General features: G+C 65.4%; 11 protein-coding genes. 8 read left to right on the forward strand and 3 right to left on the reverse strand.

Annotated features, from left to right (window positions below; genetic code table 11):
* The first annotated feature begins 116 nt into the window (after positions 1-116).
* From ccmI to RFM68_RS08850, 4 genes are read left to right on the forward strand one after another with little or no spacing between them, the layout of a single operon-like run.
* Positions 117-1253, forward strand: a complete 1137-nt coding sequence (gene ccmI, locus RFM68_RS08835) for a c-type cytochrome biogenesis protein CcmI (RefSeq protein ID WP_320232342.1) — start codon at positions 117-119, stop codon at positions 1251-1253.
* Positions 1254-1257: 4 nt separating this feature from the next.
* Complete coding sequence (gene ccmE, locus RFM68_RS08840) at positions 1258-1701, forward strand: cytochrome c maturation protein CcmE (RefSeq protein WP_320232343.1); 444 nt, start codon at positions 1258-1260, stop codon at positions 1699-1701.
* Positions 1701-3683, forward strand: coding sequence for a heme lyase CcmF/NrfE family subunit (locus RFM68_RS08845; protein ID WP_320232344.1), 1983 nt, complete (start codon positions 1701-1703; stop codon positions 3681-3683). The genes ccmE and RFM68_RS08845 overlap by 1 nt, the downstream gene beginning before the upstream one ends.
* Positions 3680-4144, forward strand: coding sequence for a cytochrome c-type biogenesis protein (locus RFM68_RS08850; RefSeq protein ID WP_320232345.1), 465 nt, complete (start codon positions 3680-3682; stop codon positions 4142-4144). Before RFM68_RS08845 ends, RFM68_RS08850 begins: the two co-directional genes overlap by 4 nt.
* Here RFM68_RS08850 and RFM68_RS08855 read toward each other — a convergent pair.
* Entirely contained in the window at positions 4141-4455 is a 315-nt protein-coding gene (locus tag RFM68_RS08855; RefSeq protein ID WP_320232346.1) for a type II toxin-antitoxin system RelE/ParE family toxin, read from the reverse strand. The genes RFM68_RS08850 and RFM68_RS08855 overlap by 4 nt on opposite strands.
* Positions 4452-4721, reverse strand: a complete 270-nt coding sequence (locus tag RFM68_RS08860; RefSeq protein ID WP_320232347.1) for a CopG family ribbon-helix-helix protein — start codon at positions 4719-4721, stop codon at positions 4452-4454. The genes RFM68_RS08855 and RFM68_RS08860 overlap by 4 nt, the downstream gene beginning before the upstream one ends.
* Positions 4722-4926: 205 nt before the next feature.
* Here RFM68_RS08860 and RFM68_RS08865 point away from each other — a divergent pair, with 205 nt between their 5' ends.
* The 4 genes from RFM68_RS08865 (at position 4927) to RFM68_RS08880 (ending at position 11932) form a co-directional block, all read left to right on the forward strand.
* On the forward strand, positions 4927-6483 hold the full coding sequence (locus RFM68_RS08865) for a Do family serine endopeptidase (RefSeq protein ID WP_320232348.1): 1557 nt from the start codon (positions 4927-4929) through the stop codon (positions 6481-6483).
* Between the two features lie 306 nt (positions 6484-6789).
* Entirely contained in the window at positions 6790-7464 is a 675-nt protein-coding gene (locus tag RFM68_RS08870) for a response regulator transcription factor (protein WP_320232349.1), read from the forward strand.
* 8 nt (positions 7465-7472) lie between these two features.
* Complete coding sequence (locus tag RFM68_RS08875) at positions 7473-8954, forward strand: sensor histidine kinase (protein ID WP_320232350.1); 1482 nt, start codon at positions 7473-7475, stop codon at positions 8952-8954.
* Between the two features lie 11 nt (positions 8955-8965).
* Entirely contained in the window at positions 8966-11932 is a 2967-nt protein-coding gene (locus RFM68_RS08880) for a bifunctional [glutamine synthetase] adenylyltransferase/[glutamine synthetase]-adenylyl-L-tyrosine phosphorylase (protein ID WP_320232351.1), read from the forward strand.
* 54 nt (positions 11933-11986) lie between these two features.
* Here RFM68_RS08880 and RFM68_RS08885 read toward each other — a convergent pair whose 3' ends face one another.
* Positions 11987-14308, reverse strand: a complete 2322-nt coding sequence (locus RFM68_RS08885; RefSeq protein ID WP_320232352.1) for a PAS domain-containing sensor histidine kinase — start codon at positions 14306-14308, stop codon at positions 11987-11989.
* Between the last annotated feature and the right edge of the window lie 28 nt (positions 14309-14336).

The raw sequence follows: 14336 nt of genomic DNA on the forward strand, positions 1-14336 counted from the left end.
CGGCATCATTATTCGGTCAGGTTGACGTCGATCAAGGTCAGGCGGTCGATCTGCCGTCAAAGCGTCGCACTACGCTTGTGTTGGCAGGGCAGGGCTCTGCCTTTATTGGAAGAGCCATGCTGTTCTGGGTCATAGCCGCAATTCTCACGCTGGGCGCCAGCCTGGCGGTGCTGTTGCCGCTCACCGGCGGCATGAAGGGCGCGTCGTCTGCCGGCGATCACGACCTCGAAGTCTATCGCGACCAGCTTTCCGAGCTCGACCGCGACATGGCGCGCGGCCTGATCCAGCCGGGGGAGGCCGAGGAGGCGCGTACCGAGATCGGCCGCCGCATCCTGCGTCTCGGTGTGGCTGAGCGACCGGGCTCCGCCAACGCAGCGCCCTCGCGCGGCGCCAGATTGCTCGCCAGCGTGGCCGTGCTTGCCGTTCCGCTGCTGAGCTGGGGGCTGTACGGCATGCTCGGCTCTCCCGATCTGCCTTCGCAGCCGCTGGCCGAACGTCTCGCCAAGAACCCGGCCGATTCCTCGGTCGACGAGCTGGTCGCTCGCGCCGAGGCCCACCTTGCCGCCAATCCGTCCGACGGCAAGGGCTGGGACGTTCTGGCGCCGATCTATCTTCGCCTGCAGCGCTTCCCCGACGCGGTCATCGCCTATCGCAACGCCATCCGCCTTGACGGCGACAGCGCGGTGCGCCAGGCAGGGCTTGGCGAGGCGATCGCCAGCGCCGCCGGCGGCATCGTTTCGGCCGACGCCCAAAACGCTTTCGAGGCGGCCCTGAAGCTCGATCCGGCCAACGCCAAGGCGAATTTCTACCTGGCGGTCGGCCTTGCGCAGGAAGGCAAGAAGGCCGAGGCTGTTGCCGCCTGGCAAAAGATGCTCGGCCAGCTCGCGCCGGATTCGCCTTGGCGCAACGCCGTCCGGCAGGCGCTTGCCGAGGCGGGCGAGCCGACGGTCGCCGCGGGCACGCCGACAAATGGCCCGGATGCGCAACAGGTTGAAGCCGCACAGCAGATGTCGCCGCAGGACCGGCAGGCGATGATCGAGACCATGGTCGCCGGGCTCGACGACAAATTGAAACAGAACCCCCGCGACGAGGAAGGATGGATGCGCCTCATTCGTTCCTATGTCGTGCTCGGCAAGGCCGACCAGGCCCGCGGTGCCCTCGGCCGCGCTGTCGCCGTGTTTGGGGCGGACAGCGAACAAGCGAAGAAATTCACCGCCTTCGCCGCCTCGCTCGGCGTGACGGCGACGGAGTAAGGCAATGACGCGCAAGCAGAAGCGAATGTCGGTGATCCTGGCTGGGTTGGCCTTCCTCGGCGCCGCTGCCGGACTCACCTTCTATGCGCTCGGCCAGAAGGCGTCTTATTTCTACATGCCCGCCGATCTCGCCACCGCAAGCCTGCCACCCGGCCAGCGCATCCGGTTGGGCGGTCTCGTCGAGAAAGGCACTATCGCGCGCGGCCAGGGCGCCACCGTCGCCTTCTCGGTCACCGACAAGCAGAAATCGGTCAAGGTCACCTATACCGGCATCCTGCCCGATCTCTTCCGCGAGGAACAGGGCGTCATCACCGAGGGCGCCTTCGGTCCGGACGGCGTGTTCGTCGCCGACAGCGTTTTAGCCAAGCATGACGAGCGCTACATGCCCAAGGAAGTCGCCGACGGGCTTAAGGCCAAAGGCGTGTGGCAAGAGAGCAAGAGTCAATAATGGTAGAGACCGGACATTTCGCGCTCGTTCTCGCCTTCGCGCTGTCGCTGGTGCAGATGCTGGTGCCGCTGGTCGGCGCCCGTACCGGCAACCAGCGGCTGATGGCGGTCGGCGGTCCGGTCGCGGTCACCGGCTTCGCGCTGACCGCGCTGTCCTTCGCCGCCCTTGCGAGCGCCTATGCCGGATCGGACTTCTCGGTGGCGAGCGTGTGGGAGAACTCGCATTCGCTGCAGCCGATGATCTACAAGATCACCGGCACCTGGGGGAACCACGAAGGCTCGATGCTGCTTTGGGTGCTGATCCTGACCTTCTTCGGCGCGCTTGTCGCCGTCTTCGGCAACAATTTGCCGGCAACGCTCAAGGCCAATGTGCTGGCCGTGCAGGGCATGATCGGCGCCGCCTTCTTCCTCTTCATCCTGGCGACATCCAACCCCTTCATCCGCCTCAATCCGGCGCCGATCGAGGGCCGCGACCTCAACCCGGTCCTGCAGGACCTCGGCCTCGCCATCCATCCGCCGATGCTTTATCTCGGCTATGTCGGCTTCTCGATCTGCTTTTCCTTCTCGGTTGCGGCGCTCATCGAGGGCCGCATCGACGCCTCCTGGGCGCGCTGGGTGCGGCCATGGACGCTGGTCGCCTGGATGTTCCTCACCGGCGGCATCGCCATGGGTTCCTACTGGGCCTATTACGAGCTCGGCTGGGGCGGCTTCTGGTTCTGGGATCCGGTCGAGAACGCCTCCTTCATGCCTTGGCTCGCCGGCACGGCGCTGCTCCATTCGGCCATCGTCATGGAGAAGCGCTCGGCGCTAAAGATCTGGACGCTGCTGCTTGCCATCCTCACCTTCTCGCTGTCGCTGCTCGGCACTTTCCTGGTGCGGTCCGGCGTGCTGACTTCCGTGCACGCCTTCGCCACCGATCCGGCACGCGGCGTCTTCATCCTGTGCATCCTGACGCTGTTCATCGGCGGCTCGCTGGCGCTGTTTGCTTTGCGCGCTTCCACGCTGACCGCCGGCGGCCTGTTCCACCCGATCTCGCGTGAAGGCGCGCTGGTCCTCAACAACCTTTTCCTCACCACCGCCACCGCAACGGTGCTGGTCGGCACGCTCTACCCGTTGGCGCTGGAGGCGCTGACAGGCGGCAAGATCTCCGTCGGCGCGCCCTTCTTCGATCTAACCTTCGGCCCGCTGATGCTGCCGCTGCTGGCGATCGTCCCCTTCGGCCCGCTGCTTGCCTGGAAGCGCGGCGACGTGATTGCCGCCTCGCAGCGCCTGATGGCGGCCTTTGCGCTGGCAATCGCCGCGATGCTGGTCACCGGCCTGTTCATCGACGGTGCCTCGGTCTTCGCCGCGCTTGGCGTCGGCCTTGCCGTCTGGCTGGTCGTCGGCGCGCTGACCGACCTCGCCGTCAAATCCGGTTTCGGCTCGGTGGCGCCGGCCGTCATGCTGCGCCGCTTCGCCGGCCTGCCACGCTCGGTCTTCGGCACGGCGCTTGCCCACCTCGGCCTTGGACTGACCGTGCTCGGCATCGTCGGCACGCTTTGCTTCGGCACCGAGAAAATCCTCTCGATGCGCCCAGGCGAGACGGTGGAGCTCTCCGGCCACACGCTGCGCTTCGAGGGGCTGTCGCCGCAGAAAGGTCCGAATTTCACCGAGGATCGCGGCCGCTTCCTGCTGATCTCGGACGGCAATGAAGATGGGGAGATCACCTCGGCCAAACGCTTCTATCCGGTTCGCCAGACGGTCACGACCGAGTCCGGCATCAGGACGCTGGGCTTCAGCCAGCTCTATCTGTCGCTCGGCGACGAGAACAATGACGGCTCCGTCGTCGTGCGCCTGTGGTGGAAGCCGCTGGTGACGCTGATCTGGGGCGGCGGGTTGGTGATGATGGCGGGCGCGGCCATGTCGCTGCTCGACCGCCGCCTGCGCGTCGGCGCGCCGTCGCGCCGGCGAAAGCCGGCCGCCGCGTTGGCGAGCCCGACATGAGGGCAAGATTTTCATTCGCCTCGCTGGTCCTGCTGCTGGTTCTGGTCTTTGCCGGCGCCGCGCAGGCGGTGAAACCCGACGAGGTGTTGCAGGACCCGGCGCTGGAGGCGAGGGCGCGCTCGCTCTCGGAAGGTTTGCGCTGCATGGTCTGCCAGAACCAGTCGATCGACGAATCCGACGCCGATCTTGCCCGCGACCTGCGCGTTCTCGTGCGCCAGCGCCTCGTCGCCGGCGACACCGACCAGCAGGTGATGGACTACATCGTCTCGCGCTATGGCGAGTTCGTGCTGCTCAAGCCGCGCTTCAGCCTGCGCAATGCGCTTTTGTGGGGCACCCCGGTGCTCCTGCTTCTGGCCGGCGGCATCTTCATAGTGCTTAGCGCCCGCTCGCGCCGCCTCGCGCCGGACAGCACCCTGAGCGCCGAGGAACAGGCGGCGCTGAACAAGATGCTGCGCGACTAATTGGAATTGGGCCATTCCTCGGGTGGCCAATCCCGCGACGTATGAATGACGTGCAGGATAACGACGCTCTCACGGCCGGCGATCGGCCGCAGGGCATAGGCAACGATGTAGGGCAGGCGACCGATAGGCTTCTCATAAGTGCCTGTTACCCGGCCAGGTCGGCCCGTCGCCATGTCGCCAAGACGCTGGCCCGCCTCGCGAATGCGATCCGCAAGTCGTCTGGCGGCGGCCGGATTATTTAGCGCGATGAAGTCGACTTGCTGTTTTATGTCGTTCAGCGCATCTCGCGACCAAGCGACAAACCGCTTCACGACTTGCCTGCGCGCTTTGCTTCCGCCGCTTCGATTATGGCGTCAATCTCCGCCATGGCTTCGTCGTGGGGTACGACACGGCCAGCCGCCGCGTCAGCCATGCCGCGTTTGATGCCTTCGATGATCTCAAGCTCGCGATCGACATACGCCGAAACCGCCTCGGCCGCGAGGAAGGATTTGCTGCGCCGTGTGTCGGTGGCGATCCGCTCAAGCTTCAACTTGGTCTCAGTCGAAACCCGGATTGTCATGGTGGTACTTGCTGTCATCGTAAAAGCCTTGTGCTAAACTGTGTACAAGATAGGACAGCAGGCGAGCGTAGCCAAGGGATTTTTGTGCGCCCCCTTGCCTGCCCCCAACATTACAAAACTTTCATGTACCGGAAATGGCGCCGTAATGTGCGGCTCTCTAATCCTCTTGCCCGAGGATGCTTCGCCTGAGCGCATCCGCTTCGATAGAGGATAAGAAACCCCCATGAATAACGCCCCCAATTCATTTTCCAGCACCCGAAAGCGCCTGATGGCGGCTGCAGCGTCCCTGGCCGTTATCGGCGCGGTCGGCGTGGGCGCGCTTGCCACCGGCACCGCGCCCGTGCTCGCCGATGCCGTGCGTGTCGAAGCCCCGCAGGTGCCGAGCTTCGCCGATGTCGTCGAGCATGTCTCGCCGGCAGTGGTCAGCGTCAAGGTCAAGGCCAAGATCCAGCCGACGGCCGACGACGGTTCCGACAATCAGGACGGCTTCGACAACCTGCCCGACAATCCGCAGCTGCGCCGCTTCTTCAAGGAATTCCGCGGCTTCGGCGATCAGGGTCAAGGCGGCCAGTTCGGCCAGCGCCACTTCAACCACCGCGACCATGGCAACGGCCAGCCGCGTCCGGTCGCTCAAGGCTCGGGCTTCTTCATCTCCGAGGACGGCTACCTCGTCACCAACAACCATGTCGTTTCGGAAGGCTCGGACTTCAGCGTTGTCACCAATGACGGCAAGGAACTCGACGCCAAGCTGATCGGCACCGATCCGCGCACCGATCTCGCCGTGCTGAAGGTCGACGGCGGTGGCAACAAGTTCACCTATGTCGACTTCGCCGACGATTCCAAGATCCGCATCGGCGACTGGGTGGTTGCCGTCGGCAATCCGTTCGGCCTCGGCGGCACCGTCACTGCCGGTATCGTCTCGGCCCGCGGCCGCGATATCGGCGCCGGTCCCTATGACGATTTCATCCAGATCGACGCTTCGGTCAACCGCGGCAATTCGGGCGGCCCGACCTTCAACCTCAACGGCCAGGTGATCGGCATCAACACCGCCATCTTCTCGCCGTCGGGCGGCAGCGTCGGTATTGCCTTCGACATCCCGGCCTCGACCGCCAAGCAGGTCGTCCAGGACCTGATGAAGAGCGGCTCCGTCCAGCGTGGCTGGCTCGGTGTCGAGATCCAGCCGGTCACTTCCGACATCGCCGAGTCGCTCGGCCTGAAGTCGGACAAGGGAGCGCTGGTGTCGAGCGCCCAGGATGCCGGTCCGGGCAAGAAGGCGGGCATTGTCGCCGGTGACGTCATCACCCGGATCGACGGCAAGGATGTCGCCTCGCCGAAGGAACTCGCCCGCTTGATCGGCGCGTTCGCGCCGGGCAAATCGGTCGACGTCACCGTCTGGCGCAACGGCAAGGACGAGACGGTCAAGGTCGATCTCGGCACGCTGCCCGCGAGCGACAAGCAGGCCTCGAACGACGACAACAACAAGCAGTCGGCGCCCGCCGCCAAGGCCGACACGCTGGGTGATCTCGGCCTGACCGTCACCAAGGCGGAGAACGGCAAGGGTCTCGTGGTCACCGACGTTGATCCCGACAGCGACGCGGCCGACCGCGGCATCCAGCCTGGCGACGTCATCACTTCGATCAACTCGAACGATGTGAACACCACCGACGACGTCTCCAAGGCGATGACGGATGCCGCCAAGGCCGGCCGCAAGGCCGTGCTGATGCAGATCACCCGCGACGACTCGAACCGCTTCGTGGCGCTGCCGGTCGGCAAGGGCTGATATCTCAGCTTTTCCCTGCGGCGGTATCAACACCCCCGAGCGGCCGTGGGGAAAACATGGGGCCGAGCACGTAAGTCAGTCACCGTGTTTCGCTCCTGGCGGCAGCGGGTTTCCCATCACCCGCTGCCGCTTTATCGCATGTCGCCCAAAAGTGGACACCGGTTTTGGGATCACGACATGCGGAACGAAATGCATGTCGCCCAAAAGTGGGCACCGGTTTTGGGAAGAAGACATGCGACTGATGAAGGCAAGGCAACAGCAATGACTGCCCCTCAAACTTCCAGCGAAATCGCGTATAACGGCCCCATGAAGATTCTCGTCATGGAAGACGATCGCGAGGCAGCGGACTACTTGCGGAAAGCCTTCGCCGAGGCGGGTCACACCGCCCACGTCGCCGGCGACGGCGAGACCGGCTTCGCGCTCGCCGATGCCGGCGACTATGACGTGATGGTGGTCGACCGCCTGATGCCGCGCCGCGACGGCTTGTCGGTGATCGCCGCGCTTCGCTCGCGCGGCAACACCACGCCGGTGCTCATCCTTTCCGCGCTGGGCGAGGTCGACGATCGCGTCACCGGCCTTCGCGCCGGCGGCGATGACTATCTCACCAAGCCCTACGCCTTTTCCGAATTGCTCGCCCGCGTCGAGGTGCTGAACCGCCGCGCCAGCGCGCGCGAGTCCGAGACCGTCTACCGCGTCGGCGATCTCGAACTCGACCGGCTGTCGCATTCGGTCAAGCGCGCCGGGCGCGAGATCACGCTGCAGCCGCGCGAGTTCCGCCTGCTCGAATATCTGATGCGCCATGCCGGCCAGGTGGTGACGCGCACCATGCTTCTGGAAAATGTCTGGGACTATCATTTCGATCCGCAGACCAACGTCATCGACGTCCATGTCTCGCGCCTGCGCGGCAAGATCGAAAAAGGCTTCGACAAGCCGATCCTGCATACGATCCGCGGCGCCGGCTACATGCTGAAGGGCGGGTGAAGCCACAGATGGCTCTCTCCCTGCCGGCCATCATGAAGACGACGGCGGCCCGGCTTTCGGCGCTCTATCTTCTGCTCTTCGCGCTCTGCGCCGTGCTGCTGGTCCTCTATATGACGTCGCTGTCGGCGCGCATGCTGACCGCACAGACGCAGGAGACCATCAACGACGAGGTGCTGGGCCTGGCCCGCGCCTATCAGCGCGGCGGCCTGCCGGTGTTGGTGCGCGTCGTCGAGGCCCGTTCGCGCCAGCCCGGCGCCAATCTCTATCTGATCGCCGACGCCAACGGCCAGATCCTGACCGGCAATGTGCAAAGCCTGGAGCCGGGGGTCATCGAGACCGAGGGCTGGACGACGGACCCGTTTTCCTACCAGCGCTTCGGCGAGGGCGAGCTCGATCGGCTGCGCAGCAGCGGCAATACGGACCAGCCCACGCCTCCGGCCAACGACGGCAACAGTCCCCAGTCCACGGGGGAAAAGGGCCACAACGCGATCGCTCTGGTGCTGAGGCTGCCCAATCAGATGATCATGCTGGTCGGCCGCGATCTCGGCGAGCCCGAGCGTTTCCGCGCCGTCATCAGCCGCGCGCTGACGCTGGCGCTTGGCATGATGGGGCTGGGCGGCATCCTGATCTGGTTCTTCGTCGGGCGCGCCGCGCTGAAGCGCATCGACAGCGTCTCGGACGCAAGCCGCCGCATCATGGGCGGCGACTTGTCCGGACGGCTGCCGGTCACCGGCGCCGGCGACGAGTTCGATCGCCTGTCCGAAAACCTCAATTCGATGCTGGCCAGGATCGCCATGCTGAACGAGGGGCTGAAGCAGGTCTCCGACAACATCGCGCATGATCTGAAGACGCCGCTGACCAGGCTGCGCAACCGCGCCGAGGCGACGCTCGCCGGCAGGCACAAGACGCAAGACTACCGCCAGGCGCTGGAAGGCACGATCGCGGAGTCCGATCAGCTCATCAAGACGTTCAACGCCATCCTGATGATTTCGCGCCTGGAGGCCGGCTATTCCTCGGAACAGACCGGTCCCGTCGATCTCGCCGCCACGGTGAGCGATGTCGTCGAGCTTTATGAGCCGGTGGCGGAGGAAGCGGGCGTCGTGCTCGAATCGACCGTGCCCGAGGCCTTCACGATCAACGGCAACCGCGAACTGATCGGCCAGGCGCTGTCCAACATCGTCGACAACGCCATCAAATATTCGACCGACGCTGCCGAGACGCCGAAAGTTCGCGTTGCGCTGGAGCGCGCCGGAAGCGAGATCAAGCTCACCGTCACCGACAATGGCCACGGCATTCCGGACGACGCCGATCGCGCCCGAGCAACGGAGCGCTTCGTGCGTCTGGAAAAGAGCCGCTCGCAACCGGGCTCCGGCCTGGGCCTCAGCCTCGCCAAGGCAATCATGACTTTCCACAACGGAAGGCTTGATCTTTTGCCCGCCAATCCCGGATTGTCCGTGGTCATGAGTTTCCCGTTACGGGAGACGCATTGACGGCGAGGACGATGGCGAAGAAGAAAGTCTTATCCGAGTTGCGGCTTAGCCCGGCATTGGAGCTCCGCCCCCTGGACGCGGATCATGCCCGGCGCGAACTGTCGGAAATCGCCGATGCCGCGGAGGAAGAGGGCCTTTCCCGTCTCACCGCGTTCCTGGCGGGCGAGGGGTCGCTGCAGGACCTGCTGGCGGCCGTTTTCGACCTCTCGCCCTTCCTGCGCGATGTGGCGCGCCGGCGGCCGGCAATTCTCGACACGCTGTTCGACCGGACGATCGAAGCGCGGATCGGCGCCATAGGCGAGGCGATCGGCGGCGCGGCCAAGGCGGATGACGCCTCGGAATCGAGCCTGATGATGGCGCTGCGGCAATGGAAGACCGAAGCGCATTTCCTGATCGCGCTGGCCGATCTTTCAGGCGAGGCGGAGACGTCGGTGACGGTGCGCCGCCTGAGCGATCTTGCCGAGGCCTGCACATGCGCCGCGGTCGATTTCCTGCTGCTTGACGCGCACCGGCAAGGCAAGCTCAAGCTGCCGCATCCGGCCGAACCGGCCAGGGACTCAGGCTGGATCCTGCTCGGCATGGGCAAGCTCGGCGCGCATGAGCTGAACTTTTCCTCAGACATCGACCTCGTCGTCTTCTTCGATCCGGAAGCGCCGGCCGTCATCGATCCGCTCGACGCGACGGAGCTGTTCTCCCGGCTCACCCGTCGTCTCGTGCGCATCCTGCAGGACCGCACCGAGCATGGCTATGTCTTCCGCACCGATCTGAGGCTCCGTCCCGACCCCGGCTCGACACCACTGGCCATCCCGGTCGAGGCGGCGCTTCGCTATTACGAGGCACGCGGCCAGAACTGGGAGCGCGCCGCCATGATCAAGGCGCGGCCGGTTGCCGGCGACCTTGCCGCGGGCGCGGCCTTCCTCAAGGAATTGCAACCGTATGTCTGGCGCAAATACATGGACTATGCGGCGATCGCCGACGTCCATTCGATCAAGCGCCAGATCCACGCCCATAAAGGCCATGGCGAGATCGCAGTGAAAGGCCACAACGTCAAGCTCGGCCGAGGCGGTATCCGCGAGATCGAGTTTTTCGTCCAGACCCAGCAGCTCATCGCCGGCGGCCGCTTTCCGGAGCTGCGCGGCCGCGAGACGGTGCCGATGCTGGACGCGCTCGCCGCGCGCGGCTGGATCACCGCCGATGCCCGCGATGCGCTCACCAAGCAATACTGGTTCCTGCGCCGCGTCGAGCACGCCATCCAGATGGTGGCGGACGAGCAGACGCACATCCTGCCGGACAGCGACGAGGAGCTGAAGCGCATCGCGCTGATGCTGGGCTTTGCCGGCGAGGCGGAATTCACGGAGTGCTTCCGCGCTTCGTTGCAGCAGGTCGAGCGCCACTATGCGGCGCTATTCGAGACCGCTCCCGAACTGTCGGCCGGCGTCGGCAACCTGGTCTTCACCGGCGATGTCGACGATCCCGATACGCTGCAGACGCTGGATCGCCTGGGCTTCCAGCGGCCGAGCGACATCTGCCGCGTCATCCGCGGCTGGCATTTCGGCCGCTACCGCGTCACCCAGTCGGCCGAAGCGCGTGAGCGGCTGACGGAATTGACGCCAGCGCTGTTGAAAGCCTTCGGGCAGACGCGGCGCGCCGATGAGGCTCTGATGCGCTTCGACGAGTTCCTCGCCGGCCTGCCGGCGGGCATCCAGCTCTTCTCGCTGCTGCAATCCAATCCGGCGCTGCTCAAGCTGATGGCGACGATCATGGGCGCCGCGCCGAGGCTGGCAGCCATCATCACCCGCCGCCCGCACGTCTTCGACGGCCTGCTCGATCCGGCGCTGCTCACCGAACTGCCCGAACGCGCCTACCTCTCGGCGCGGCTTGCCGCCTTCATCGAAGGCGACCGCGCCTATGAGGATGTGCTCGACCGCCTGCGCATCTTCGCCTCCGAGCAGAAATTCCTGATCGGCGTGCGCCTGCTTGCCGGCTCGATCGATCCGGCGCGTGCCGGCCGCGCCTTCTCCGACCTCGCCGACCTCACCATCGAGGCGGCGCTCGACGCGGTGATCGCCGAATTCGCGCTGCGCCACGGCAGGATCGCAGGCGGCAGGGTGGCGCTGCTCGGCATGGGCAAGCTCGGCAGCCGCGAACTCACGGCCGGTTCGGATGTCGATCTCATCCTGCTCTACGACCATGATGCGGATGCCGAGGACTCCGACGGCGAGAAACCCCTGGCGCCTTCGCATTACTATACCCGCATGACGCAGCGTCTGATCGCCGCCGTCTCGGCGCCGACGGCCGAAGGCGTGCTTTATGAACTGGACCTGCGCCTCCGACCGTCAGGCAACAAGGGCCCCGTCGCCACCCATATCGACGCGTTCAAGAAATATCAGCGCCAGGATGCCTGGACCTGGGAGCATATGGCGCTGGCAAGAGCCCGCGCCATCGGCGGCGACGCCGAACTCTGCGCCGAGCTCGATGACGAGGTCGCGGCGGTGCTGGCGCAGCCGCGCGATGCCGCCAAGGTGAAAGCCGAGGCCTCGGACATGCGGACGCTGATCGACAAGGAGAAGCCGCCTCGCGACCTCTGGGACATCAAGCTGATCCCCGGCGGGCTCATCGATCTCGAATTCATCGCCCAGGTCGCGGTCGTCACTGGCAATATCGAAGCCGGTCGCCGCGTAACCGCGACCGCCGAGATATTGGCGCGGCTGGAGCCGGGCTTCGCGGGTTCGGATGTCCGGCAGCAACTCGGCGATGCCTACCGGCTCTATCTGGCGCTGACCCAGATGATCAGGCTTTGCCTCACCGGCGAGTTCCAGCGCGACGATGTCCCGCCGGGGCTTTCGGACCTGCTGCTGGCGGTCACCGACCTGCCGGATTTCGGCGTGCTGGAAGCACATCTCAAGGAGACGTCTCGGAACGTCAGGAAGGACTTCGACCGTCTGCTTCGCGCGGGAACGTCGGCCTCGCGAGATTAATCCACGTCTCATTCTTTCGCGTCCCGCCGACGTTGGGAGGTTTCAGCTCCGGTTCTAAGCCGCCGCCTTCACCATCGGCGGCGACTTCTTCAGCGGAATGCGTACCGACACGATGGTGCCGGCTCCTTCGGTCGAGCGGATCTTCAGCGCGCCGCCCTGCAACTCGGCCAGCGAGCGCGAGATGGCGAGGCCGAGTCCCGAGCCGGTGTGGTTCTTGGAGAACTGGTTCTGCACCTGCTCGAACGGCCGGCCGAGCTTGCTCAGCGCCGGCTTGGGGATGCCGCAGCCATTGTCCTCGATGGTGAGCAGCAGCGCGCCCGAAGTGTTGCGTGCCCTGACCGTGATCTTGCCGCCCTGTCCGGTGAATTTCACCGCGTTGGAGAGCAGGTTTATGGCGATCTGCTTGATGGCGCGGCGGTCGGCGTAGACCCGCATCGTATCGGCGATGCGCGTCTCGACATTGATCGACTTTTCCGCCGCCTGCAGCGAGATCACCCGCACGGTTTCCTTGATCAGCGGGCAAAGGTCGATCTCCTCGCGATCGAGCGAGAACTGGCCGGCTTCGATCTTCGACATGTCGAGGATGTCGTTGATGACGCCGAGCAGGTATTTGCCGCTGCCGTTGATGTCGGTTGCGTATTCCTCGTAGCGCTCGGAGCCGAGCGGCCCGAACAGGCCCTGCTGCATCAGCTCGGAGAAGCCGATGATGGCGTTGAGCGGCGTGCGCAATTCATGCGACATGTTGGCGAGGAACTCGGACTTGGCCCGATTGGCCGCCTCGGCGCGCTCGGTTTCCTTCATGTATTTGCGGTTGAGGTCGACCAGTTCGCTGGCGCGTTCCTCCTCGGCGCGGCGGGCGAGGCTGAGATCGTGGATCGTCGCCATCAGCCGGCGTTCGCTGTCGACCAGCTTTTCCTGATGCAGTTTGATCTGGGTGATGTCGGAGCCGACCGAGACGATGCCGCCGTCGCGGGTCCTGAGCTCGTTGACCTGCAGCCAGCGGCCGTCGGCAAGTTGGCGCTCGAAGCTGACGCCGCCCTGCGGCCCGTTGGCGTTGGCGAGCCTGCGCTCCGAGGCGAAGGCCACCATCCGCTCCTCCAGCGCGTCGCGAACGACGCCGGGCACGACGTCCCGGTCCGACAGCCCGTTGTCCTTCTGGAACTTCGAATTGCACATGATCAGCCGTTCGGCTGCATCCCACAGCACGAAGGATTCGTTGATGTTCTCGATCGCCGTCCTGAGTCGCATATCGGCCGCCTCCGAACGCAACGCCAGGTGGCGCTGCTCGGTGACGTCGACGGCGATGCCGATCAGCTGGATCTCCGGCGCTTCCGGGTCGATCACCTGGGCGCGGGCCCGCATCCACACCCATTGCCCGTCGGCATGGCGCATGCGGAAGACCTGGTCGATATGGTCGATCTCGCGTTCGACGATGCGGTTGGCGAGCTCGAACAGGTCGCCGTCGTCGGGATGGATGATCTCGTCGACCTCGCCGAACGACAGCATCGCGTCGCAGGGTTCATAGCCCAGCATGTCGTACATCGAGCGCGACCAGTACATCTTGCCGCGCACCATGTCCCAGTCCCACAAGCCGCAGCGGCCGCGCACCAGCGCCATATCGATGCGCTGATGCGCCTCGAGATAGATGCGGTCCGCCGCCTGGGCGCGCGCCGCCTGGCCAAAATAGGCGTAGAGAATGACGATCAGCACGCCCGCCGTCAGCACGAACAGCGTGACGTTGAGCGACATCGACTTGCGCCAGCTGTCGAACACCGCTTCCTGCGGCACCAGCACGGCCGCCGCGTGTCTGTGGTCGCCAGTGAGGCTGACGGCGGCAAACCAGTCCTGTCCGCCGATGCTGACATCCATCACGCCGGCGCGGTCGCCGAACATGAACAGCGGCTGGCCGCCCAGCACGAGACTGTCGAGCGTGCGGCCCTGCCAGCCCGTCGACAGTGGCGAGACGGCGATGACCTTGAAGGCGCCGTCGGTGATGGCAAGCACATGGGCACGGCTCATGGCGCCCTGGCGGCTGGTGTTTTGCAGGAGGTCAATTGCGTTGGCGCCGGCCGCGTTGGGGTTCGCGGTGATCGCCTGCGCCATCTGTCCCGCGGCCAGCGCCTGCACCGCCTTGGCGTCGCGCTCGATCTCGTCGTGCTCGTTCATCAGCGACAGGAAGCGCAATGCTGCGATGACGGCGAGGAAAACGACGATCAGCGCCGGGATCGACCGGCGCAGCAGCGGTTCGGCGGCCAGCAGCCGCTGATATGTGGGTTCGGCGATCAGGCGCGTATTGCCGGCAAGTCCATCGCTCCTTGCCTTGCGACGCGCAAAAGCCTTCCCTCCGGGCGCGCCCCACGCGTCCGCCTTGGCCATAAATGGCACTCCCCGATTTGCCGCATTT

Origin of the sequence: Mesorhizobium montanum (assembly GCF_033977145.1) — a bacterium.
Lineage (GTDB): Bacteria > Pseudomonadota > Alphaproteobacteria > Rhizobiales > Rhizobiaceae > Mesorhizobium > Mesorhizobium montanum.